Source organism: Mycolicibacterium sp. SMGY-1XX (assembly GCF_059132455.1).
The window spans coordinates 1,582,680-1,607,610 of the sequence record NZ_CP101139.1; the positions used below are offsets into that span (position 1 = coordinate 1,582,680).

Consider the following 24,931-nt stretch of genomic DNA (forward strand, 5'->3'; position numbering starts at 1 on the left):
TCCGAAACATCGAATTGCCGATTTGGACACTTCAACCCTCGCCGCGAGGAAAGATTTGTTCAACTATTGCGACTACAACTGTGCGAAATGATCAGTTAGTGATGTCCATCACGTTACGAGGTGACCGCAATGCTCAACATCGACCGGCTCGACGCGCGACTGCTGGAAGCGTTGTCACGCGACGCCCGGGTGGGCATCGGCGACTTGGCGTCGGCGCTCGGGGTGGCCCGCAACACCGTTCAGGCCCGGTTGCGGAGGCTGACCGAAGCGACGGTGCTGCGTGGATTCCAGCCCGACATCGATCTGGCCGCGGTGGGGGTCGCGGTCCAGGCGTTCGTGGCGCTCGAAGTCCGCCAGAGTGAACTGTCGGCGATCGCGCGCAGTATGGCCGACATCCCGGAAGTGCTGGAAGTGCACGCCACCACCGGCCGGGAGGATCTGCTGGTGCGCGTGGCCACCGTCAGTCAGGCCGATCTGCAACACCTGGTGGAGCAGATCGTGTCACTGCCCGGCGTCCGGCATTCCAGCACGACGCTGGCGCTGACGACGCCGCTGCCGTACCGGATCACTCCGTTGTTGCGGGCACTGACGGAGCGCTCCGGGTGGGGCAGGGCCACGCCGGCGCCGGAGGTCTGATGTGCGCATGACGCGACAGTTGGTCTGCGCTGGTGGCATGGACACGGACGGCTCCGACACCGACCAACATGTTCCACGCAGTGGAGAAGTTCGTGGCCGAACACCTCGGCGGTCGACCATGATCACGCCTCGATAAGGGTGTCCAAAGCCACTTCGATCATCGTGTCGAGAGTGTTCTGACGCTCGCCGGCATCAAGATCGATCTGGTGGTCCACCCCGTCGGTCACCGTCAACAAGGTCAGTGCGCGCGCACCGTGCGCCGCGGCCACCAGGTAGAGGGCCGCCGCTTCCATGTCCACGGCGAGCACTCCGTATTTTTCGAGCAGGGCAGTGACCTGCGGGTCACCGCCGTAGAAGTTGTCGGTGGAGTAGACGCTGCCGACGCGGGCCGGAACGGACAGTTCACGGCACCTACGCCACGCCGTCTGCGCCAGGGCGAAATCTGCTGCCGGCGCGTAGTGAACGGGGCCGAAGATGTTGGCCGACATGGCCGAATCGGTGTGGGCAGCGGTGCCGATGATGACTTCTCTGAGCGGCAGACCCGGTTGTATGGCACCGCAGGTGCCCACCCGAATGGCGGTTGTGACGCCGTAGTACCGGAACAATTCGGTGGCGTACAAGGCAATCGAGGGCATACCCATACCGGTGCCCTGCACCGATATCCGTTCCCCCCGATATACCCCGGTGAACCCGGACATGTTGCGCACCCGGTTGTAACAACTCGCGTCGTCGAGGAAACGCTGCGCGATGTGTTCGGCACGACGGGGATCCCCCGGCAGGAGCACGCGCTCCGAGATGGCACCGCGAACGGCTTCGATGTGAGCTGTCGGTGCGGCCATCACACCTCCTGGAACAGCCGGCCGGATACGGCGTCCTCCAGTGCGTGGAACTCGGGGCTGCGCAAGAGCTCTGGTGTCCTGGGGCGCGGCAGGTCGACGGGTATGACTGCATTGACGCGGCCGGGCCGTGCGGACATCACCACGATGGTGTCGGACAGGAACACCGCCTCACTGATGCCGTGGGTGACCAACAGCGTAGTCAGTTCGCGCTCGGACCAGATGCGCATGAGTTCGAGGTTGAGCCGCCGGCGGGTGAGGTCGTCCAGAGCCCCGAAGGGCTCGTCGAGTAGCAAGGTTCGCGGCTCGGTGATCAGCGCCCGCGCAATTGCCACACGCTGTCGCATGCCACCGGAGAGCTGAGCGGGTTTGGCGGATTCGAACCCCGTCAATCCGACGAGATCGATGATGTCGGCGACGGCCGCCTTGTCTGTCTGCTTCCCGGTGATCTCCAGCGCCAAGGCGATGTTGGCGGTGACGCTGCGCCACGGCAGCAGCGCGGCGTCCTGGAACGCGATGGACAGGTGATGCCGCGCGCGGGCCTCCTCGGGTGCCTCACCGCCGACGAGGGCGCGTCCCGATGTCGGCGCCTCGAGGCCGCCCAGGATGCGCAGGGCGGTGGACTTGCCGCAGCCGGAGGGCCCCACCAGCGACACCAGTGACCCTGGTTTGACATGCACCGAAACATGGTCGAGCGCTACAATTTCCGACCCCTTAAGCCGGAACGTCTTGGTGACGTCTTCCAGGATCAAGCCGGTGTCTTCCACGGTGCTCACAACCGGTTCTGCCCGTCGTAGATCTCACTGAGCAGGTCTGTCGTCACGATGTCGGCGACCTGCACATCGAGCTTGGCCTGGTCGATCACCTGTTGTGAGGATTTGATGGATTCGTCGGACATCCACAACAGGCCGTGCTGGTCGGTGGTTGGCGTAGAGATGTACGGGATGAGCGCCTTCAGGCTTTCGGTTTGAGTGGCCAGATCCAAACCCAGGTTCTTGCCGTATTCGTTGACGGTGAGCGCCGCCCCTTCGTCGATGGCGTTGTTGTACACCACATCCTGCCAGCCAAGGATCTCGCCGCGCAGGAACGCGCTGACCTGTTCGCGCTGTGCCGGGTCCTCGAGCGACTCGGCGCGCACAACGTAGCCGGCCGACACCGGGTTGTAGCCGAAGTCGGCCAACAGCATCACCACCGGATCGACGCCGTGTGAACGCAGCGTGGTCAGCTCACCGCCTGCGTACCCCTGGAAACCGTCCACCTCCTCGGAGATCAACGGGGTGACGTCGAATTGGACGGGCACCTCCGTGATCGTCGCGCGGTCCACGCCGTTGAGATCCAGGAACAGCGACCAGGCGGGGTCGTTGGACGGGAACACGCCGATCCGCTTGCCTTCCAGGTCCTTCGGTGACCGGATCGGCATGTTCTGGCGGGAGAGAATGTTCAGACCGTTCTTCTGGAACAGCGCACCCACTACCTTGAGTGCGATGCCTTCTTCGGCAACCATCTTGGCGACATTGCTGACCTGGTCGCTGGCGATCATCGCCTGCCCGGCGGCCAGTGATTGCAGTGACTGGGTGGACGGTCCGCCGGCTAGCAGTTCCACCGTCAAGTCCTGGTCACGCCAATACCCTTTCGAGTCGGCGATGTAACTGCCCGCAAACTCGTAATCCTTGGTCCAGGACAGCTGATAGGGGAACGACGAGGTGGGCTGGGTGCCCTGCGATGCCGACGAGCAGGCGCTCAGCGCGGCCGCGGAACCGCCGAGCAGGGCCAGCCCGCCCGCCAGCCTGGCGGTGCCGGTGAGCACTTGTCGACGGGAAAGCTGTTTGTTCACAACGGACTTCATGGTCGTACTCCTCACGATTGTGCGGTAGTGAAGGACTAGTCGGTGCGCAGGCGCTCGGGTGCGAATCTGCCCAGCGCGACGGTTTCGGCGGCGGTGACGAGGGCGTACCAGACCATGGTGAAAGCGGTCGTCAGCGCGACGGCAGCCCAGAGCTTGCTGTAACCGCCCACGCCGGCTGCCGCCCCGGTCATCAGATAGCCCAAACCGTTACCGGTCGCCAACCACTCGGAGACGATGGCCCCGAACATCGCGCTGGGCACGCTGACCCTGGTTGCGGCGAACAGGCTCGGCACCGCCGAGGGGATCCGCAGTCGCAGCAGGATCTGGGCGGGAGAAGCGTTGAGGCTGGCGAAGTAGTCGAGATGCGCCGATCGCGGGCTGCGCAGCCCCTGGGTCACCATGACGAACATCGGGAAGAACACTGCCAGCGTCGTGATCACGATCGTGACCACGAGTCCACGCCCGAGGATCAGGATGAACAGCGGCAGGACGGCCAGGATCGGCACCGCCTGAGTGAGCAGCAGCAGCGGAATCACGGGGCGTTGCAATGCCGGTACCGCCACCAGGGCCAGCGCCAACGCGATACCCACCGCAGTCCCGGCGGCGAAGCCGGCAACGGCGTGAAAAGCCGTCTGGCCCAGCGCCGTGGTCAGCTCGGCGCGGTGCTCCGCTGCCGCCGGCACGGTGAACAGGTAGGCGAGGACGTCGCCGGCGGACTTGGTGCCGAACGAATCGAGGCTCAATGCCCGTACGGTTATTTCCCACAGCAGGCCGATCAGCACGAACGTTGCTGCGAGCCAACCAAAGGTGCCGGCGATCTTGGCGGCAACCTGTGCTGCCACCGATGCACGGTTGTCGGCGACGGCCCCGGCGGCGGTCATGCCGGGTTCCGCGTGCTGTCGATGTACCACCGATTCACCAGGATGTTGAAGACGCCGACGGCCGCGTATCCGACCAACGTCAGGCACACGCAGACAACACAGGAGGCCCATACCCTGGCCGTGTTGAGGTAACCGAGTGCGTTGACCATGAACACTCCGAGGCCGACGTCGGCCCCCAGCCATTCGCTGGCGATCGCGCCCAGGAGAGCGCCGGGAACCGCCACCCGCATGCCGTCACACAGGTACGGAATTGACCATCGCAGGCGCACTTTCACCAGCGCGGTCCACCTCGAACCGCCCAGCGAACGCACCAGGTCGATGGTGTCGCGGCCGGGGGAGCGAAGGCCGGTGGTGACGCTGACGAGAGTCGGGAAGAACGCGACGAGCGCGGCGACGGTGATCTTCGTGTTCTCGGGTCCGAGCAGGAACGTCAGGATCGGTGCGAGCACGAGCGTGGGTAGGGCGTACAGGGCAACGGTGAACTGCGCGAGAACCCTCTCGGCGGTGCGGGACAGCACGAACACGATCGCCAGAGCGAAAGCCACCAGATTGCCGAGGGCGAAGCCGAGGACGGCGACTCGCACCGTCGCGACGGTGTTGGTGATCAGGAGCTCGCGGTCGTCCCACAGTGCCCGTGCCACGTCCTGCGGCGGTATGAGCGCAGGTGAATCGGGGAGAAGAAGAGTCGTGGTGAACTGCCACATCCCCAGCAACACAAGCACGGTCAGCAGCAAGCTACGTCCTGGCAGTGCGCCGAGTGCCCGGAGCAGGGTGCCCTTGCCCCGCCGCGAAGGTGCGTCGCCGCGGCTGGCCCGTCGCTCGGATGCCGCGGCGGCAGGCTCACCGGCGTGGCCCATACGGGGACCCGATGCGGGGACGGCACGCGGCATGCTGAGTGCCCTTTCGCGAAAGAGGCGGTCCGGCGCCGATCGCTGGCGGACCACGGTGAGATTGTTCGACACTGTTGCGACAGCGCTGTTTCGCAACACTTTCGGTAGGTCGATGAAAACGAGTCAAGCAGCGGTGGTGCACTGCGTCAATCTGAGTAACACGATCGTCATGCAGGTCGATCATCTGTCACATTGCCGACGTTCGTGTCTGTCGTGTGATGCGGTGCAGGCAACACTCTGAGCTCGGGAATCGCCCTATGACGTCACGCTTCTGTTGTGTTCAGTGGTCTCACCAGTGGCCGGCGTGCAGGACCACCCGGGCGTAACGGACGATCTCGACGGCAGCTACGCCGGGCACCGCACATACCGCGAGATAACTGGATCTGAGGTGGGCCTCATCGAAGCAGAGCAACTCCATGCGGAGGATCGCCGGACCCGTGGACTCCATGATGTAGGTGACGTGCGGGAGTCCCGCCAGTCGCTGCGCGGCGAGCGAGCTGTCGCAATCGATGAAGATGTTGAGGCGGATTGGCATAATCTTGTCGGACAAGGGATCTGGCCGGATGCGGATCCGGGCGGTGCCGTTGGCCAACAGCTTCATCAGCCGCTGACGGGTGGCGGGGACCGAGAGCCCGACCCGCTCGGTCATCGCCGTCACCGTCATGCGCGCGTCGACCTCGAGGCATTCCAGTAGTCCGCGGTCGATGTCGTCGACGCACGCATAGTCGTCATTTCCGGCCCACGGTGCTTCTTCGCCGGAAGGCTCCGATGGCACCGGTATCGGCGAGCCTGCGTAAAGGAACGTCGGTGACCAGCTCCTCAGCTGGATCGAGCTGCAGATGGATCCGACCCCCGGTAGGGGGCGGACCCGTTTGTTGAGCAACGTCACCAAGGTCGCGTTGCTTGCGGTGCTGAGCTGAGCGTAAATCGTCTGATAGTCCAAACCGATGGCCAACCAAGCGATTTCGTCGATGTTACGTAGCTCGTCCACCACCTGCTCTGCCTCGCCGGCGGTCCTGATCTCGAGGTGGCTGACCACCCCGCGGCCCAATCGCGCGGGATCGACAAGGGCCACCGCGCGGATGTAACCCTCTCTGGCCAGCCGCTCATGGCGCTGCCGCACCGTGGCCACCGCAGATCCCAGCGCCTGGGCCATCCGGGCGAAGGAGGCGCGACCGTCCCGCTGGAGCAGCGCGATGATCCGGAAGTCCAATTCGTCAAGCCCCGGCCATGTGGGGGTTACGATTGTGTTGCTCAAGTTGACGCTCGCAATCAATTCGCCAATACTCAAACCGTCGGTGATGGCCGTAATGTTGCCAGACTTTCGCGCCGGCACAACTTCTGAACCGAATTTCCGGTCCCCTGAGGGCGTCCAGCAGGCGCCGTCATGTCGTGGCCGGGCCGAAAGGACGCCGGGATCGCATGATTCCTGTAATCGACATCCGTGACGCCATCACAGGGTCGGCAAAGCAGTCCACCGTCGACGCCATCCGGCATGCCGCCGTCGACGTGGGCTTCTTCCAGATCATCGGACATGGTGTGCCCGCCGACCTGATCAACGCTGCCTACCGCAGCGCCGACGAGCTGATGGCCCTACCCGAGAGCGCCAAAACACAATGGAAACACCCACATCCGTTTCGCGGCTGGGAACGCCGGCCCCGATCCGGTGACCTCGTGATCCAGCAGCGGCTGCAGGTGTGCGACATCGGCTCGGCCGAAGATGCCGCAGCCCGAGGCATCGACGCCAAATACCACGGGTACTTTCAGACCAATGTGTGGCCGGAGGTGCCGGGCCTGCGCGCCTCACTCGAAGCGCTGATCGAGGCGGAGAAACGCCTTGGGCTGACACTGATGTCGCTGTTCGCCCAAGCGCTCGACCTGCCCGCCGACCACTTCACCCCGTTCTTCGAACACCAGGTCAGCACCTTTGCGATCAACCATTACGAAGGCGGACATATCCACGGCGACAACACAATTGCGCTGCGCGAGCACAAAGACTCGGGAACGCTGACCATCCTGCACCAGCGCGGTGAGTACGACGGACTGGAAGTGCTCCGCACGGACGGGCACTTCATGACCGTGCCCGTGCGCGACGACGCCTTCGTCATCAACATCGGTGAGCTGATGGAGCGGTGGACCAACGACCGCTTCATCGCCACCCGGCACCGGGTACTGCTGCCCGAACAGAAGGGGACCCGGCGTACCTCGCTCACGCTGTTCCAGGGGCCCTCCATCGACACCATCATCGAACCGCTCAGCACATGCACCGGCGGCGAACCTCCGCGCTATCCGCCCACCACGCCGTTCGAGTGGGAGTCCCAGTACTTCGCGAAGTACGACCTCGCGATCGAAGCCTGACCCAGACAGGAGGAACCGATGCCGTCCACCCGCGACCCCGGAGAAACCGAGGACCGCACCCCGATGGAGCCCGACGACGAGCTACGCCTGCTCGCTCGTCGTGTGCCAAAAGCTGAGATGCACATGCACCACATGGGCTCGCTGTCGCCGGCCCAGATGGCGGCGTTGTCGGCACGCAGCGGCCGTCCGCAGACTGAGGCGGAACGTCGAAGCGCCTATGACAATCGCGGAGTCGGGAAGTTCTTCGACGACCTCGACAAAGCGGTCAGCCTGTGGGGCGACGCCGCCACGGTGACGCTCGGCGCGCTGCACATGATCGCGGCCGCCTACGACCGCGGCGTGCGCCACCTGGAACTGCTGTGCACGCCCGACCTGCACCGCCAGCAGATCGGCATGGAACCCGACGTGATGCTGCGGGCTGTCGGTGAAGCGTTCGCCACCGCCGCCGGCGAACTCGGGCTCACCGGCGGAATCATCGTCGAACTGCATCGGTTCGACGGCCCGGATGTTGCGATGCAGCTCGTCGAGCAGACCGTGGGCTTGCGCGAACAAGGTGTGCCGATCCTGGGCTACGGCAACGACGGCGACCATCGCAGCGTGCCTTTCGAAGCGCTGGCGCCGGCCTATCAGCGCGCTCGTGACGAGGGCTTTCTGCTCACCGGCCACGCCGACGTCATCGAAGACGTGACCGCTGCACTCGACATCGGGCTGGACCGGATCGACCACGGGTGGATGGCCGTCGACGACGGCGCGATCCTGTCGCGGCTGGCAGCGGCCGGGACGCCCCTGACCTTCACCCCGGACAGTTACGCGCTGGGTGGATTGCACGCCGGTATCCCATACACGCAGGCGTGGACGATGTTGAACGACGCGGGTGTGCCGATGGCGATCGGAACCGACGACCCGGAGCTCCATCACACCGATCTGGCGCAGTGCTACGCCAACCTTGCGGCCAAGCTGAGCTGGTCCAAGCAGGATCTGGCGGCGGCCGCCAGGGCGTCCTTCGATATCGCCTGGCTGCCCGACGAGTCAGCCAGCACTGTCCGAGAATCCTGGTTCGCGGAGATCGATGCGCTGACCGCGGACCCACGCAGCCCGGTACGGGACGAGGTGGCGGCCCTGCGCTGACTGCCAGGTAGCCTCCGCAGATCTCGCAACCCCGGCGTCGAGCCGAGCCCGTTCGCGACAAACCCGTGATCAGATCCGCACGGCGCTGTTGATCACCCAGGGCGCCAACGAGTCTCGCGTCCTCGCACCTGAGTGGTGGCTGTGTTGGCGGCGCAGAGAATGAGGTGGTCTCGCATTGCAAGGTGAGACTGCGCCGAGTGCCTCCGTCACGACCATCAGGCCGAACGGGTCCTGGTGATCCCTGGCGGCAGGCAAGAATCAGTCCGCAGCGTCGAGGGTCGGTTGCGATGTCTGAACAGGCCTACATCAGGCGCTCCCCGGTCCAGACGAGTCAGCGGTGTCTCGCAGGGGCAGAGAGTGCTGTCCTCCGGAGAGCTCACAAACCATAGGAAGGCATTGGTGTCCAGCAGCACGGCGGTGCCGCCGGTGTCACGCCCGGCCTTCGCGCTCCGCCAGTTGCTCGTCCGGTGCAGGGTCGTCGAACGTCTCCAGAACCCGGAGGCCTTCGACTATCCGGCGGGTGAACCAGGTGCGGACGGCGGTGACGTCGACGAGCTCGACGAACCGGTTCATCACCGGGGCGAACGCCGGGTCGTGGTCGCGCACCCGCTCCCAGGCCGCCCAGTCGCGCACGTGCATCACCTCCACGACGTCGGCGCGGCCGCCGTCGGGTGCCGAGGTGACGCGGTAGGCCTCAAATGACTCCACGACGTCGCACGCCAGGCACGTCGGCTGGTCGAGGTACACCGAGAAGCGGTGGAAGTCGGCCCAGTCGACACCGGGTCGCAGCGAGAACATGGTGATCGCCACCACGTCACCGTCAGGGGCACTCATGAAGCCAAGGATCGCAGCAGTGATGGCGTGCGGGTGGCGCTTAGCCAACGCGACACCGAACGCCGCGTAGCGCTGGCGTTTCGGGAACAACCGGTGTTCACGGCGGAATTCTCTGACACGCGCGTCACCTCTTGACGGAAACGGCTGAAGGGGTCACTCTGTTTCGCAGCATGTTTGCAACAGCGGATACGAGCGCCAGCCAGCGTTTGAATTACTTTGCATGGGCTAGTTGAGGAATGTGCGGTCGTGCGCTATCGTTGGACGTTGCGCTGGCTGCCTCCTGCCCACTCACCGCCTCCGACCGCAGTAACTAGCCTGAGTTCTGCTCAGTGATCTAGTCGCGTGCCGTGCGTCTGTGATCCGGACAGGCTGTCACCAGCCCAAACCGAAGCAGATAACGCGGCGAGAAACCCGGTCCAGGCCGGCCTCTGCTCGTCGCATGAGGTGCCTGGAAGGACGCATCTTGGCAGTCTCCCGCCAGAACATTAGCTCTAATTCCTCCGTACCCGGTGCTCCAAACCGCGTTTCTTTCGCCAAGCTCCGTGAGCCTCTCGAGGTTCCGGGGCTTCTCGACGTGCAAACGGCATCGTTCGAGTGGCTGGTCGGCTCCGACCAGTGGCGTGAGAAAGCGGTCGAGCGAGGCGAGCTGGATCCCAAGGGTGGCCTCGAAGAGGTCCTTGAGGAGCTCTCGCCCATCGAGGACTTCTCCGGCTCGATGTCGCTGTCCTTCTCGGACCCGCGCTTCGACGAGGTGAAGGCCCCGGTCGACGAGTGCAAAGACAAGGACATGACGTACGCGGCTCCGCTGTTCGTCACGGCCGAGTTCATCAACAACAACACCGGCGAGATCAAGAGCCAGACGGTCTTCATGGGTGACTTCCCGATGATGACCGAAAAGGGCACCTTCATCATCAACGGCACCGAGCGCGTCGTCGTGTCGCAGCTCGTCCGTTCGCCGGGTGTGTACTTCGACCACACCGTCGACAAGGGCACCGAGAAGGACCTGCACTCGGTCAAGGTCATCCCGGGCCGCGGCGCGTGGCTCGAGTTCGACGTCGACAAGCGCGACACCGTTGGTGTGCGTATCGACCGCAAGCGTCGCCAGCCCGTCACGGTGCTGCTGAAGGCGCTCGGCTGGACCAACGAGCAGATCACGGAGCGCTTCAACTTCTCCGAGATCATGATGTCGACGCTGGAGAAGGACAACACCGCCGGCACCGACGAGGCGCTGCTCGACATCTACCGCAAGCTGCGGCCGGGCGAGCCCCCCACCAAGGAATCCGCGCAGACCCTGCTGGAGAACCTGTTCTTCAAGGAGAAGCGCTACGACCTGGCCCGGGTGGGTCGCTACAAGGTGAACAAGAAGCTGGGCCTCAACGCGGGCCAGCCGATCACCAGCTCGACGCTGACCGAAGAGGACATCGTCGCGACCATCGAATACCTGGTGCGCCTGCACGAGGGCCAGACCACGATGACCGCCCCCGGCGGCGTCGAGGTCCCGGTCGAGGTCGACGACATCGATCACTTCGGCAACCGTCGTCTGCGCACCGTGGGTGAGCTGATCCAGAATCAGATCCGCGTCGGCCTCTCGCGTATGGAGCGCGTCGTCCGCGAGCGGATGACCACCCAGGACGTCGAGGCCATCACGCCGCAGACCCTGATCAACATCCGTCCCGTCGTGGCGGCGATCAAGGAGTTCTTCGGCACCTCGCAGCTGTCGCAGTTCATGGACCAGAACAACCCGCTGTCGGGTCTGACCCACAAGCGTCGCCTGTCGGCGCTGGGCCCCGGCGGTCTGTCCCGTGAGCGCGCCGGCCTCGAGGTCCGTGACGTGCACTCGTCGCACTACGGCCGCATGTGTCCGATCGAGACCCCTGAGGGTCCGAACATCGGTCTGATCGGTTCGCTGTCGGTGTACGCGCGGGTCAACCCGTTCGGTTTCATCGAGACGCCGTACCGCAAGGTCATCGACGGCAAGGTCACCGACCAGATCGATTACCTGACCGCCGACGAGGAGGACCGCCACGTCGTGGCGCAGGCCAACTCGCCGACCAACGACGACGGTGGCTTCACCGAGGACCGCATCCTGGTCCGTCGTAAAGGTGGCGAGGTCGAGTTCGTCTCGGCCACCGAGGTGGACTACATGGACGTCTCACCGCGCCAGATGGTGTCGGTGGCCACGGCCATGATCCCGTTCCTCGAGCACGACGACGCCAACCGTGCCCTGATGGGTGCCAACATGCAGCGCCAGGCGGTTCCGCTGGTGCGCAGCGAGGCACCGCTGGTGGGTACCGGTATGGAACTGCGTGCGGCCATCGACGCCGGTGACGTCGCCGTCGCCGAGAAGGCCGGTGTCATCGAAGAGGTCTCCGCCGACTACGTGACGGTGATGGCCGACGACGGCACTCGCCAGACCTACCGGATGCGCAAGTTCGCCCGCTCCAACCACGGCACGTGCGCCAACCAGCGCCCGATCGTGGACGCCGGGCAGCGTGTCGAGGCCGGCCAGGTCATCGCCGACGGACCGTGCACCGAGAACGGTGAGATGGCCCTGGGCAAGAACCTGCTCGTGGCGATCATGCCGTGGGAGGGCCACAACTACGAGGACGCCATCATCCTCTCGCAGCGCCTGGTGGAGGAGGACGTCCTGACGTCCATCCACATCGAGGAGCACGAGATCGACGCCCGCGACACCAAGCTGGGCGCCGAGGAGATCACCCGGGACATCCCGAACGTCTCCGATGAGGTGCTGGCCGATCTCGACGAGCGCGGCATCATCCGCATCGGCGCCGAGGTCCGCGACGGCGACATCCTGGTCGGCAAGGTCACCCCGAAGGGCGAGACCGAGCTGACCCCGGAAGAGCGCCTGCTGCGTGCCATCTTCGGTGAGAAGGCCCGTGAGGTCCGCGACACCTCGCTGAAGGTGCCGCACGGTGAGTCCGGCAAGGTCATCGGCATCCGCGTGTTCTCTCGCGAGGATGACGACGAGCTGCCCGCCGGTGTCAACGAGCTGGTCCGCGTCTACGTGGCCCAGAAGCGCAAGATCTCCGACGGCGACAAGCTCGCCGGACGCCACGGCAACAAGGGCGTCATCGGCAAGATCCTGCCGATCGAGGACATGCCGTTCCTCCCGGACGGCACCCCGGTGGACATCATCCTGAACACCCACGGTGTGCCGCGTCGTATGAACATCGGCCAGATCCTGGAGACCCACCTCGGGTGGATCGCCAAGACCGGCTGGAACATCGACGTCGCCACAGGTGTCCCGGAATGGGCGAGCAACCTGCCCGAGGATCTCTACAGCGCGCCCGCCGACACGAACACGGCCACGCCGGTGTTCGACGGTGCCCGCGAAGGAGAGCTGTCGGGGCTGCTCGGCTCGACGCTGCCCAACCGTGACGGCGAAGTGATGGTCGACGCCGACGGCAAGGCCACCTTGTTCGACGGCCGCAGTGGCGAACCGTTCCCGTACCCGGTGACGGTCGGCTACATGTACATCCTGAAGCTGCACCACCTGGTGGACGACAAGATCCACGCCCGCTCCACCGGTCCGTACTCGATGATCACCCAGCAGCCGCTCGGTGGTAAGGCGCAGTTCGGTGGTCAGCGGTTCGGCGAGATGGAGTGCTGGGCCATGCAGGCCTACGGCGCCGCCTACACGCTGCAGGAGCTGCTCACCATCAAGTCCGACGACACGGTGGGTCGCGTCAAGGTGTACGAGGCCATCGTCAAGGGCGAGAACATCCCCGAACCCGGTATCCCCGAGTCGTTCAAGGTGCTTCTCAAAGAGCTGCAGTCGTTGTGCCTCAACGTTGAGGTGTTGTCTTCGGACGGCGCCGCGATCGAGATGCGTGACGGTGACGACGAGGATCTGGAGCGCGCCGCTGCCAACCTCGGAATCAACCTGTCGCGCAACGAATCCGCGTCTGTCGAAGATCTCGCCTAACTATCAGTTTCAACACCCGCAAGGGGAAAGGAAGTTTGCGTGCTAGACGTCAACTTCTTCGATGAACTCCGAATCGGTCTCGCGACCGCGGACGACATCCGTAATTGGTCCTACGGCGAGGTCAAGAAGCCGGAGACCATCAACTACCGCACGCTCAAGCCCGAGAAGGACGGCCTGTTCTGCGAGAAGATCTTCGGACCGACTCGCGACTGGGAGTGCTACTGCGGCAAGTACAAGCGCGTCCGGTTCAAGGGCATCATCTGCGAGCGCTGCGGCGTCGAGGTGACCCGTGCCAAGGTGCGTCGTGAGCGGATGGGCCACATCGAGCTGGCCGCGCCCGTCACGCACATCTGGTACTTCAAGGGTGTGCCGAGCCGTCTCGGCTACCTGCTGGACCTGGCGCCGAAGGATCTCGAGAAGATCATCTACTTCGCCGCCTACGTGATCACCAGCGTCGACGAAGAGATGCGTCACAACGAGCTCTCGACCCTCGAGGCCGAGATGGTCGTCGAGAAGAAGTCTGTCGCCGATCAGCGTGACGCCGACCTCGAGGCCCGCGCCCAGAAGCTGGAAGCGGACCTCAAGGAACTCGAGGAAGAGGGCGCCAAGTCCGACGTGCGCCGCAAGGTGCGCGACGGTGGCGAGCGCGAGATGCGTCAGCTCCGCGACCGGGCCCAGCGTGAGCTGGACCGGCTCGACGAGATCTGGACCACCTTCACCAAGCTGGCCGTCAAGCAGCTGATCGTCGACGAGAACCTCTACCGCGAGCTCGTCGACCGCTACGGCGAGTACTTCACCGGCGCCATGGGTGCGGAGTCGATCCAGAAGCTCATCGAGAACTTCGACATCGACGCCGAAGCCGAGTCGCTGCGCGACACCATCAAGAACGGCAAGGGCCAGAAGAAGCTGCGTGCGCTCAAGCGACTGAAGGTCGTCGCGGCGTTCCAGACCAATCGGAACTCGCCGATGGGCATGGTGCTCAACGCTGTTCCGGTGATCCCGCCGGAGCTGCGTCCGATGGTCCAGCTCGACGGTGGCCGCTTCGCCACCTCCGACCTGAACGACCTGTACCGCCGCGTCATCAACCGCAACAACCGGTTGAAGCGACTCATCGATCTGGGCGCGCCCGAGATCATCGTCAACAACGAGAAGCGCATGCTTCAGGAGTCCGTCGACGCGCTGTTCGACAACGGCCGCCGCGGCCGTCCGGTCACCGGACCGGGCAACCGTCCGCTGAAGTCGCTGTCTGATCTGCTCAAGGGCAAGCAGGGCCGGTTCCGTCAGAACCTGCTCGGCAAGCGCGTCGACTACTCCGGCCGTTCGGTCATCGTGGTCGGCCCGCAGCTCAAGCTGCACCAGTGCGGTCTGCCCAAGCTGATGGCACTCGAGCTGTTCAAGCCGTTCGTGATGAAGCGACTGGTGGACCTCAACCACGCGCAGAACATCAAGAGCGCCAAGCGCATGGTCGAGCGTCAGCGTCCGCAGGTGTGGGACGTCCTCGAAGAGGTCATCGGCGAGCACCCGGTGCTGCTGAACCGCGCACCCACGCTGCACCGCCTCGGTATCCAGGCCTTCGAGCCGCAGCTGGTCGAAGGCAAGGCCATCCAGCTGCACCCGCTGGTCTGCGAGGCGTTCAACGCGGACTTCGACGGTGACCAGATGGCCGTGCACCTTCCGCTGTCGGCGGAGGCGCAGGCCGAGGCCCGCATCCTGATGCTGTCGTCCAACAACATCCTGTCCCCGGCGTCGGGCCGGCCGCTGGCCATGCCCCGTCTGGACATGGTGACCGGTCTGTACTTCCTGACCACCGAGGTGCCCGGCGACAAGGGTGAGTTCACCCCCGCCGCAACCGACGCCCCGGAGACCGGTACGTACAGCTCGCCCGCCGAGGCCATCATGGCCATGGACCGCGGTGCGCTGAGTGTCCGCGCCAAGATCAAGGTCCGGATGACGCGTCTGCGTCCGCCGGCCGAGCTCGAGGCCGAGCTGTTCCCGGAGGGCTGGAAGCCGGGCGACGCCTGGACCGCGCACACCACGCTGGGCCGCGTGCTGTTCAACGAGCTGCTGCCGCAGGGCTATCCGTTCGTGGACAAGCAGATGCACAAGAAGGTGCAGGCCGCGATCATCAACGATCTGGCCGAGCGCTACCCGATGATCGTCGTCGCGCAGACCGTCGACAAGCTCAAGGACGCCGGCTTCTACTGGGCCACGCGTTCGGGCGTCACGGTCTCGATGGCCGACGTGCTGGTGCCGCCGCAGAAGGCTGCCATTCTCGACCGCTACGAAGGCGAAGCCGACGGCATCGAGAAGAAGTACCAGCGAGGTGCTCTGACGGCCGACGAGCGGCGTGAATCGCTGGTCAAGATCTGGCAGGAAGCCACCGATGAGGTCGGTAAGGCGCTGGAGGAGTACTACCCGGCGGACAACCCGATCACCTTGCTGCCCAAGTCGGGTGCCACCGGCAACATGACGCAGGTGCGCAACCTGGCCGGCATGAAGGGTCTGGTGACCAACCCGAAGGGTGAGTACATCCCGCGTCCCATCAAGTCCTCGTTCCGCGAGGGCCTGACGGTGTTGGAGTACTTCATCAACACCCACGGTGCCCGTAAGGGTCTGGCCGACACCGCCCTGCGTACCGCCGACTCGGGTTACCTGACCCGTCGTCTGGTGGACGTGTCGCAGGACGTCATCGTCCGCGAGACCGACTGCGGCACCGAGCGCGGCATCGTGGTGTCCATCGCCGAGAAGACCGACGACGGCGCCCTGATCCGGGATCCGCACGTGGAAACCTCCGCGTTCGCCCGGACGCTGGCCGCGGATGCGGTCGACGCCAACGGCAACGTGGTGGTCGAGCGTGGACACGACCTGGGCGATCCGGCCATCGACGCGCTGCTGGCTGCCGGCATCACCGACGTCAAGGTGCGTTCGGTGCTGACCTGCACCACCGGCACCGGCGTGTGCGCCACCTGCTACGGCCGCTCCATGGCCACCGGCAAGCTCGTCGACATCGGTGAGGCCGTCGGTATCGTGGCCGCGCAGTCGATCGGTGAGCCCGGTACGCAGCTGACCATGCGTACGTTCCACCAGGGTGGCGTCGGTGGCGACATCACCGGTGGTCTGCCCCGCGTGCAGGAGCTGTTCGAGGCCCGCATTCCGCGGAACCGGGCCCCGATCGCCGATGTCACCGGGCGGGTGCGCTTGGAGGAGACCGACAAGTTCTACAAGATCACCATCGTTCCCGACGATGGTGGCGAGGAAGTCGTCTACGACAAGCTGCCGCGTCGTCAGCGCCTGCGGGTGTTCAAGCACGAGGACGGCTCCGAGCGGCCGTTGGCTGAGGGTGACCACATCGAGGTCGGCCAGCAGCTGATGGAAGGCTCGGCCGACCCGCACGAGGTTCTTCGTGTCCAGGGTCCGCGTCAGGTCCAGGTGCACCTCGTCAACGAGGTGCAAGAGGTCTACCGCGCCCAGGGTGTGTCGATCCACGACAAGCACATCGAGGTGATCGTTCGGCAGATGCTGCGCCGCGTGACCATCATCGATTCCGGCGCAACGGAATTCCTGCCCGGATCGCTGACCGAGCGCAGCGAGTTCGAGTCGGAGAACCGTCGCGTGGTGGCGGAGGGCAACGAGCCCGCCGCCGGCCGTCCGGTGCTGATGGGTATCACCAAGGCGTCGCTGGCCACCGATTCGTGGCTGTCGGCGGCGTCGTTCCAGGAGACCACCCGCGTGCTCACCGATGCGGCGATCAACTGCCGCAGCGACAAGCTGCAGGGTCTGAAGGAGAACGTGATCATCGGCAAGCTGATCCCGGCCGGTACCGGTATCAACCGCTACCGCAACATCCAGGTGCAGCCCACCGAAGAAGCCCGCGCTGCGGCGTACACGATCCCGTCCTACGAGGATCAGTACTACAGCCCGGACTTCGGCCAGGCGACCGGTGCTGCGGTGCCGCTGGACGATTACGGCTACAGCGACTACCGGTAGTTCGACGACCGATGCGGGGTGAGGTACGAGCCCCGCTGAGGAGCCGGCAGTAGTTCGCTTTGACGGGAAGGGCCCTCGCTTTCGAGCGGGGGCCCTTTTCGTATGTCTTGGCTTCGTATGTTTTGGCGCTGTTTTTGGCGACATATATGTGCTGGGGGCCGCGACACGTCGTGATGCGGTAGTGGTGGACATATATGTGGGCGCGGTGGGGCCTGGCCGCCGGCACATATATGTGCTGAGAGCCGCGACACGCCGTGACGCGGTAGTGGTGGACATATATGTGGGCGCGGCGGGGGGCCCTGTGGATAGTGGACATCGTGGCGCCGCGGAAACCGCCAGAGTTCAGGGATGGAGCCATTCTTGGCAGCGGAGGCGGTGGCCGCTGGAGAGCTGACGTTCCGCGAGCTCGAGCGGAACTTCGTGGAGGTCTTCCCCGGTGTATTCGTGGATGTCTGCGCGGACCTGTCCATCGTCGGGTACAGCAAGGCTGGGTGGCTGTGGTCGCGGCGCAAGGCAATTCTGGCCGGCCTGTCGGCTGCAGCGGCGTTGGGCTCCAAGTGGATTGACGCAAACACACCTGTCGAGTTGATCCACTCCAACCGCCGGCAGCCCGTCGGGGTAGTCATCCATGCAGACAGCCTGCTGCCCGGAGAGACGACGATCGCGAAAGGTCTGCCCGTCACCACTGCCGCTCGTACGGCTTATGACCTCGGCCGTCGACTCGACCTCGAGAACGGGGTCCTGCGCATCGACGCACTGATGAACGCCACCGACGTCAAGGTTCTCGACGTCGAGGCAATCGCGCGTCGGCACCCGCGGGCACGAGGACTCGTTCAGCTCCGGGATACGTTGGCGCTGGTCGACGGAGGAGCGGAGTCGCCGTACGAATCGCGGACACGGCTGTTGTTGGTGCAGAACAACTTTCCGGTACCCGAAACGCAGCTCACGGTGCTCGATGGCAGCGGGTTCGTCGTCGCGCGCATCGACATGGGGTGGCGCGAATACAAGGTCGGCGTCGACTTCGAAGGAGCGCAGCACTGGACCGAGCCGAAGCAGTTCAGCAAGGACGTCGAGCGGTACGCGGTACTGCCGGAGTTGGGTTGGACCGACATCCGATTGACCAGTGGAATACTGCACAACCGTCCGCAGGTGTTTCTGGGCAGGGTCAGCGATGCGCTGACTTCTCGCGGTTGCCCGCGGACGTGGCCGAGAGACGGCGAGTGGGTTCTGCCAGACACGCTCATCGGCGACGCGCGGGGGTGAGGTGATCGTGTTGCCCCCTTTTCCGGCACATATATGTCCACCGCTACGCCGCAACGGCGTGTCGCGTCCCTCCGCACACATATGTCCCCGAAAAGGGGCCAACCGGTGAAGTCAGGCGACGTACACCTTCCGCAGGGTCTCGGTGACGGTCCACGTCGTCTCCGATCCGGCCGCCAGACGCACCACGTCGCCGGGACCGAGCTGCAGAGAGGGGCTGCCGTCGGCGAATTCGACTGTCGCTGAACCGGAGAGCACCACGAAAAGCTCGTCGGCTTCGACGTCGGTCATCACGCCGACGCTCATCTCCCAGACGCCGACCTCGAAGCCGCTGAATTCGCCCACCGCGGTGGTGCCGGTGGTGGGCGAGCCGCCGACGGATTGGTCGGCCGGTACGGACTCGTGGGTCAGATCGACGGTGGCGGCATGGACGACGGTGTTGGGTTCCATGCGATCAGTATCAGGTAGTGACTTACTCATGCCCTAAGCGAGGACGCGAACCTACGCTCCTGCGCATGACCACCATCGCGGACCGTCCACCGACCGCACTGGTTCGGCCCGTCGGCGGCCCGGTGTGGGTGGCGTGGCGGGAGGGCACCCTGACGCGGGCTTACGAACTCGAGACCCTGTGCGATTGGTTGGTGTCCACGGACTCCGGTGGTGACCAGGGGGCGCTCGCCAAGGCGGTCCGGTGCCATCTGAACGCGGCGCGGCAAGCGGCGCGGGCCGACAAGACGAATCCTCGCCGACGATTTGTGATGCTGCGTAACGGCTCGCTCATCGAAAGGGCGACGAGCAATCTCGATGCCGCAGAGGCGCAACTGCTGAACCTCGCGCCGCCCAGATATGTTCTCGGGCAGATGCCGTCGTTGCTGCGGCACGTGCAGCGGCACTTGCGACCGACCGACCCCGGACGTCAGGAATTCGAGCGGATCGCCCGCAGCGTGGGCATCGCGAATCCGGATTCTGCCGGCCTGGTGAACGGCGAGCAGAAGCGGGCCGTGGACACCGTCGATCAGGAACGCGGCAAGATCGTCACCACCGTGCGGGCCGCCAGTTCGGAAGCGCTGCGAGAACACGTGCGGCTACGCAGTTTCCGCAACATCGTCGTCATCACCACCGTCCTGCTGGGGCTGCTCGCGGCGGGCGTGGGCCTGACCGGGTTCTTCCGCCCGGCGTTGGTCCCGTTGTGCTTCGCGCCCGAGGGCTCGGGCCGGGTGACGGTGGTGTGCCCGATCAATCAGGAGGAGTTCACACCGGCGCAGGGGATCGGCCAACCGCTGGCGCAGGACATCGACGACGTGGTGGCCCGGACCGTCACGGGGTGGGATCTCATCGTGGTGGAACTCGTCGGTTTGACCGCCGCGGCCATTGCGGCGGCGACGGCGATCAGGCGCATCAAGGGTTCCTCGGAGCGGCACGGGATACCTGTCGCGCTCGCGGCGCTCAAGCTGCCGACCGGCGCTCTGACGGCGTTCCTGGGCTTGATGCTCATGCGCGGCCAGTTCGTGCCCGGTCTCAGCGCGCTGGACACCTCGGCGCAGATCTTGGCGTGGGCCTTGGTGTTCGGCTACGCCCAGGAGCTGTTCACCCGCCTCGTTGATCAACAGGGGCAGAGCGTGCTCAACAGCGTGCGGTCTGCCGATCAGCCACCCGCGAAGTAGTATTACGACTATTGTGCGGTTGTCGTCAAACTGTAATATGGCGATCATGTCCGACACGCATGTCGTCACCAACCAGGTGCCACCCCTGGAGAACCACAACCCCGCGACCTCCCCGGTGCTGATCGAGGCGCTGATCCGCGAGGGCGGCGAGTGGGGCCTCGATGAAGTGACCGAGCTCGGCGCGCTGTCGGGTACCCGGCAGGCGCAACGGTGGGGCGAGTTGGCCGACCGCAACGTGCCGATCCTGCACACCCATGACCGCTACGGCCACCGCGTCGACGAGGTCGAGTACGACCCCGCCTATCACGAGCTGATGACCGTCGCCGTGGGCCACGGTCTGCACGCCGCGCCCTGGGCTGACGACCGGGCGGGTTCGCATGTGGTCCGGGCCGCGAAGAACTCGGTGTGGACACCCGAGCCGGGACATATATGTCCCATTTCGATGACGTACGCGGTGGTGCCCGCGCTGCGGGCCAATCCTGACTTGGCGGCCATCTACGAACCGCTGCTGACCAGCCGCGTCTACGACCCCGAACTGAAAGTGCCGTCCGCCAAAGCCGGTATCACCGCGGGGATGTCGATGACCGAGAAGCAGGGCGGCTCCGACGTCCGCGCAGGCACCACCCAGGCCACCCCCAATGGGGACGGAACCTACCGGCTGACCGGGCACAAGTGGTTCACCTCGGCACCGATGAGCGATATCTTCCTGGTGCTCGCGCAGGCGCCCGGCGGGCTCAGCTGTTTCTTCCTGCCCCGAGTGCTGCCGGACGGCACTCGCAACCGGATGTTCCTGCAGCGGCTCAAAGACAAGCTGGGCAACCACGCCAACGCCTCCAGCGAGGTCGAATACGACAGCGCTACAGCGTGGTTGGTGGGCGAGGAAGGTCGCGGCGTCCCGACCATCATCGAGATGGTGAACCTGACCCGCCTGGACTGCACGCTGGGCAGCGCCACCAGCATGCGTACCGGGCTGACCCGCGCCATCCACCATGCCCAGCACCGAAAGGCGTTCGGGGAATACCTGATCGACCAGCCGCTGATGCGTAACGTGCTGGCCGACCTGGCGGTGGAGTCCGAGGCCGCCACCATGGTGGCCATGCGGATGGCCGGCGCCACCGACAAGGCGGTGCGCGGCGATCAGCGCGAGGCGATGCTGCGGCGCATCGGGTTGGCGGCCAGTAAGTACTGGGTGTGCAAGCGCGCCACCGGACATGCGGCCGAGGCGATGGAATGCCTGGGCGGCAACGGCTACGCCGAGGAATCCGGCATGCCGCGGCTCTACCGTGAGGCGCCGCTGATGGGCATCTGGGAAGGATCGGGAAACGTCAGCGCACTGGACACGTTGCGCGCCATGGCAACCCGGCCGGAGTGCGTCGAGGTGCTGTTCGACGAACTCTCGCAGACCGCCGAGCCCCGGTTGGATGCCCACGTCGCCGGATTGAAGGCGCAGCTGAACGATCTGGACAACATCCAGTACCGCGCCCGCCAGATCGCCGAGGACATCGGCCTGGCGCTGCAGGGCTCGCTGCTGGTGCGGCACGGTCATCCGGCGGTGGCCGAGGCGTTCCTGGCCACCCGGATGGAAGGACGGTGGGGCGGCGCGTACGGCACCCTGCCGACGGGCCTGGACCTGGCGCCGATCATCGAGCGGGCGCTGGTCAAGGGATGAGTTCCATCGACGAGCGCGCGCAAATGACCGGAATCGCCCGGTGTGTTGTGTACAGACACGCGCGCTCGGCAGAGGTGGGGGTGGCGCGGTGACGCACGCCATCAGGCCCGTCGACTTCGACGACCTCAAGACCATGACCTACGAGGTCACCGACCGGGTTGCCCGCATCACGTTCAACCGGCCGGAAAAGGGCAACGCGATTGTCGCCGACACCCCACTGGAACTCTCGGCGCTGGTCGAGCGCGCCGACCTCGACCCGAACGTCCACGTCATCCTGATCTCGGGTAGGGGAGAAGGGTTCTGCGCCGGGTTCGACCTGTCCGCCTATGCCGAAGGTTCGTCGTCGGCCGGTGGCGGCAGCCCCTACCGCGACACGGTGTTGTCCGGGAAAACCCAAGCCATCAACCATCTTCCGGATCAGCCCTGGGATCCGATGATCGATTACCAGATGATGAGCCGCTTCGTGCGCGGCTTCTCCAGCCTGATGCGCGCCGACAAGCCGACGGTGGTCAAGATCCACGGCTACTGCGTGGCCGGCGGCACCGACATCGCCCTGCATGCCGACCAGATCATCACCGCCGCCGACGCGAAGATCGGGTACCCGCCGATGCGGGTGTGGGGAGTGCCCGCGGCCGGGCTGTGGGCCCACCGTCTCGGTGACCAGCGGGCCAAGCGGTTGCTGTTCACCGGCGATTGCATCAGCGGAAAGCAGGCCGCCGAGTGGGGCCTGGCCGTCGAGGCGCCCGAACCCGAGGATCTCGACGAGCGCACCGAACGGCTGGTGCAGCGTATCGCCTCGATGCCGGTGAACCAGCTCATCATGGCGAAGCTGGCGCTGAATTCGGCTCTGCTGCAACAGGGTGTCGCCACCAGTCAGATGGTGAGCACGATCTTCGACGGCGTGGCCCGGCACACCCCGGAAGGGCATGCGTTCGTGGCCGAAGCCCGCGAACACGGTTTCCGCGAGGCGGTGCGCCGCCGCGACGAACCGCGGGGTGACCACGGACGTCGAACCTCGGACGTATGAAACCGCTGACCGCCAGATCGGTGGTGTTGTCGGTATTGCTGGGCGCGCACCCCGCCTGGGCCACCGCCGCCGAACTGATCCGGCTGACGGCCGACTTCGGCATCAACGACAATGCCCTGCGGGTTGCACTCACCCGGATGGTCTCCGCCGGGGACCTGGTCCGCTCTGCCGACGGGTACCGCCTCTCCGACCGCCTGCTGGTGCGACAACGCCGTCAGGACGACGCGTTGACGCCGCGGGTGCAGGAGTGGAACGGCGGTTGGGTGACACTGGTGATCACCACGGTGGGGATCGACGCCCGAACCCGGTCATTGCTGCGGAAGCTACTGCAGGAGAACAGGTTCGGTGAGCTTCGTGAAGGTGTGTGGTTGCGGCCGGACAACCTGGGCCTCGAACTGCCCGCCGATGTCACCGACCGGGTGCGGATCTTGCGCTGTCGTGACGACGCGCCGGTGGAGCTGGCCGGGCAGTTGTGGGACCTGCCGGCGTGGAGTGCGACGGGTCATCGCCTGCTCGACGAGATGGCCGCCGCCGACGGGGTGCCGGGCCGGTTCGTTGCCGCAGCGGGCATGGTGCGGCACCTGTTGACCGACCCGCTGCTGCCGGGGGAGTTGCTGCCGGCAGGATGGCCAGGCGACGACGTACGGTCGGCGTATTCCGACTTCGCGGCCGAACTGATCGGCCGCCGAGATCGCGTGGAGGCGACATGAGTGGCGGAGTGCGAGTCGAACGCAGCGGGCCGGTTACCACGGTGATCATGAACCGGCCGCAGGCCCGCAACGCAGTCAACGGACCTGCGGCCGCAGAGCTCTACGAGGCGTTCGAGGAGTTCGACCGCGATGACACCGCCTCGGTGGCGGTGCTGTGGGGTGACAACGGAACCTTCTCCGCCGGAGCCGATCTCAAAGCGTTCGGAACCCCGGATGCCAACAAGGTGCATCGCAGCGGCCCCGGCCCGATGGGCCCGACCCGGATGAGGCTGGCCAAACCGGTGATCGCGGCGGTCAGCGGTTACGCCGTCGCCGGTGGGCTGGAGCTGGCGTTGTGGTGCGATCTGCGGGTCGCCGAGGAGGACGCGGTGTTCGGGGTGTTCTGCCGGCGGTGGGGGGTTCCGTTGATCGACGGCGGCACCGTGAGGTTACCGCGGCTGATCGGCCACAGCCGGGCCATGGACTTGATCCTCACCGGCCGGGCCGTCGACGCCGCCGAGGCGTTGCAGATCGGGCTGGTCAACCGCGTGGTACCGAACGGGCAGGCGCGGGAGAAGGCCGAGGAACTGGCGGCTGAGCTCGCGGCGTTACCGCAACAGTGTCTCCGCGCCGACCGGCTCTCGGCCCTGCATCAATGGGGTGTCTCCGAGGAAGAGGCCATGGACGTCGAGTTCGGCAGCATGGCGCGCGTCAAACACGAATCACTCTCGGGCGCACGACGTTTCGCCGACGGTGCGGGGCGGCACGGCCAGAAGGCCTGACTAGGGCTGAGCGCACGAGTTGGTACGAGACACGCCGGACCACAGCGTACAAACACGCGCGGTCGCGCTGGCGGGGGGCAGCGGGAAGGGTCAGCCCTTCTCGATCTTGTTGCCGGAGCCGAGGTTGTCCACCTTGGGGTCACCGGCGACGTAGGTGACGGTGTTGTTGATACCGACGACGGAGAGCTCCTTGTCGATGGTGTCGAACGTGATCCGGTTGTCGGCACCGCCGACGTTCACCGACGCGCAGACACCGGTGACGGTCAAGGTGTTGTTGGAGCCACCCACATTGAGGGATTTGCCGTCGGCGCAGTCGATCTCGGCGGTGGTGCCGAACGACCCGTAGTTGATGGTGTTGCCCACCTCCACCTGCGCGCCGGATGTCCCGGCGGTCACGGTGGGGCTGGTGGTGTCCGAGCTCTCCGAACCGCATCCCACCACACCGGCAGCAGCGGCGGCGGCGAACAGGACGAGCCAACGACGGCTGAGCATGAGTCT

The 24,931-nt window shown here is 65.6% G+C and carries 20 protein-coding genes; 11 read left to right on the forward strand and 9 right to left on the reverse strand.

The window, feature by feature from the left end; genetic code table 11:
- Positions 1-129 precede the first annotated feature (129 nt).
- Entirely contained in the window at positions 130-636 is a 507-nt protein-coding gene (locus NL241_RS07810) for an Lrp/AsnC family transcriptional regulator (protein WP_487690655.1), read from the forward strand.
- A 122-nt stretch (positions 637-758) separates the two neighbouring features.
- Here NL241_RS07810 and deoD read toward each other — a convergent pair whose 3' ends face one another.
- From deoD to NL241_RS07840, 6 genes are all read right to left on the reverse strand, one after another.
- The gene (gene deoD, locus NL241_RS07815; protein ID WP_494397229.1) at positions 759-1,475 is read right to left on the reverse strand and encodes a purine-nucleoside phosphorylase; all 717 of its coding nucleotides are present in this window, start codon (positions 1,473-1,475) and stop codon (positions 759-761) included.
- Positions 1,475-2,248: an ABC transporter ATP-binding protein gene (locus NL241_RS07820; protein ID WP_487690658.1), complete on the reverse strand. Its 774-nt coding sequence runs from the start codon at positions 2,246-2,248 to the stop codon at positions 1,475-1,477. Before NL241_RS07820 ends, deoD begins: the two co-directional genes overlap by 1 nt.
- Entirely contained in the window at positions 2,245-3,318 is a 1,074-nt protein-coding gene (locus NL241_RS07825; protein ID WP_494397230.1) for an ABC transporter substrate-binding protein, read from the reverse strand. The genes NL241_RS07820 and NL241_RS07825 overlap by 4 nt, the downstream gene beginning before the upstream one ends.
- A gap of 35 nt (positions 3,319-3,353) precedes the next feature.
- Positions 3,354-4,199, reverse strand: a complete 846-nt coding sequence (locus NL241_RS07830) for an ABC transporter permease (protein WP_487690662.1) — start codon at positions 4,197-4,199, stop codon at positions 3,354-3,356.
- The gene (locus NL241_RS07835) at positions 4,196-5,089 is read right to left on the reverse strand and encodes an ABC transporter permease (protein ID WP_494397231.1); all 894 of its coding nucleotides are present in this window, start codon (positions 5,087-5,089) and stop codon (positions 4,196-4,198) included. Before NL241_RS07835 ends, NL241_RS07830 begins: the two co-directional genes overlap by 4 nt.
- A 289-nt stretch (positions 5,090-5,378) precedes the next feature.
- Entirely contained in the window at positions 5,379-6,425 is a 1,047-nt protein-coding gene (locus NL241_RS07840; RefSeq protein WP_494397232.1) for an Lrp/AsnC family transcriptional regulator, read from the reverse strand.
- An 86-nt stretch (positions 6,426-6,511) separates the two neighbouring features.
- On the opposite strand from NL241_RS07840, the gene NL241_RS07845 reads away from it, so the two are divergent.
- Both NL241_RS07845 and NL241_RS07850 read left to right on the forward strand, forming a co-directional pair.
- A complete protein-coding gene (locus NL241_RS07845; RefSeq protein WP_494397233.1) occupies positions 6,512-7,447 on the forward strand; it encodes an isopenicillin N synthase family dioxygenase in 936 nt (311 codons plus the stop codon).
- An 18-nt stretch (positions 7,448-7,465) separates the two neighbouring features.
- Positions 7,466-8,575 (forward strand): adenosine deaminase family protein, encoded by a 1,110-nt coding sequence (locus NL241_RS07850; protein WP_494397234.1) that lies wholly within the window; start codon positions 7,466-7,468, stop codon positions 8,573-8,575.
- Between the two features lie 429 nt (positions 8,576-9,004).
- Here NL241_RS07850 and NL241_RS07855 read toward each other — a convergent pair whose 3' ends face one another.
- Positions 9,005-9,409: a RedY/HapK family protein gene (locus NL241_RS07855; protein ID WP_494397235.1), complete on the reverse strand. Its 405-nt coding sequence runs from the start codon at positions 9,407-9,409 to the stop codon at positions 9,005-9,007.
- Positions 9,410-9,848: 439 nt separating this feature from the next.
- Between NL241_RS07855 and rpoB the strand changes: the two genes are divergently transcribed.
- The 3 genes from rpoB to NL241_RS07870 all read left to right on the forward strand — a co-directional run bounded on the left by rpoB (position 9,849) and on the right by NL241_RS07870 (position 18,605).
- Complete coding sequence (gene rpoB, locus NL241_RS07860; protein WP_487690672.1) at positions 9,849-13,355, forward strand: DNA-directed RNA polymerase subunit beta; 3,507 nt, start codon at positions 9,849-9,851, stop codon at positions 13,353-13,355.
- 39 nt (positions 13,356-13,394) lie between these two features.
- Positions 13,395-17,342 carry a DNA-directed RNA polymerase subunit beta' gene (locus tag NL241_RS07865; protein ID WP_487690674.1) on the forward strand — a complete coding sequence of 1,316 codons (3,948 nt, stop codon included), beginning with the start codon at positions 13,395-13,397 and terminating at the stop codon, positions 17,340-17,342.
- A 348-nt stretch (positions 17,343-17,690) separates the two neighbouring features.
- Positions 17,691-18,605, forward strand: coding sequence for a putative endonuclease domain-containing protein (locus NL241_RS07870; RefSeq protein ID WP_494397236.1), 915 nt, complete (start codon positions 17,691-17,693; stop codon positions 18,603-18,605).
- Positions 18,606-18,716: 111 nt separating this feature from the next.
- On the opposite strand, the gene NL241_RS07875 is transcribed toward NL241_RS07870, so the two are convergent.
- Complete coding sequence (locus tag NL241_RS07875) at positions 18,717-19,052, reverse strand: cupin domain-containing protein (protein WP_487690678.1); 336 nt, start codon at positions 19,050-19,052, stop codon at positions 18,717-18,719.
- A 65-nt stretch (positions 19,053-19,117) separates the two neighbouring features.
- Between NL241_RS07875 and NL241_RS07880 the strand changes: the two genes are divergently transcribed.
- From NL241_RS07880 to NL241_RS07900, 5 genes are all read left to right on the forward strand, one after another.
- Entirely contained in the window at positions 19,118-20,266 is a 1,149-nt protein-coding gene (locus NL241_RS07880) for a hypothetical protein (RefSeq protein ID WP_494397237.1), read from the forward strand.
- Positions 20,267-20,312: 46 nt separating this feature from the next.
- Positions 20,313-21,935 (forward strand): acyl-CoA dehydrogenase family protein, encoded by a 1,623-nt coding sequence (locus NL241_RS07885; protein ID WP_494397238.1) that lies wholly within the window; start codon positions 20,313-20,315, stop codon positions 21,933-21,935.
- A gap of 88 nt (positions 21,936-22,023) precedes the next feature.
- Positions 22,024-22,962, forward strand: a complete 939-nt coding sequence (locus tag NL241_RS07890) for a crotonase/enoyl-CoA hydratase family protein (RefSeq protein WP_487690684.1) — start codon at positions 22,024-22,026, stop codon at positions 22,960-22,962.
- Entirely contained in the window at positions 22,959-23,672 is a 714-nt protein-coding gene (locus NL241_RS07895) for a PaaX family transcriptional regulator C-terminal domain-containing protein (RefSeq protein ID WP_494397239.1), read from the forward strand. The genes NL241_RS07890 and NL241_RS07895 overlap by 4 nt, the downstream gene beginning before the upstream one ends.
- A complete protein-coding gene (locus NL241_RS07900) occupies positions 23,669-24,433 on the forward strand; it encodes a crotonase/enoyl-CoA hydratase family protein (RefSeq protein WP_494397240.1) in 765 nt (254 codons plus the stop codon). The genes NL241_RS07895 and NL241_RS07900 overlap by 4 nt, the downstream gene beginning before the upstream one ends.
- 90 nt (positions 24,434-24,523) lie before the next feature.
- On the opposite strand, the gene NL241_RS07905 is transcribed toward NL241_RS07900, so the two are convergent.
- Entirely contained in the window at positions 24,524-24,925 is a 402-nt protein-coding gene (locus tag NL241_RS07905) for a DUF3060 domain-containing protein (protein ID WP_487690688.1), read from the reverse strand.
- Between the last annotated feature and the right edge of the window lie 6 nt (positions 24,926-24,931).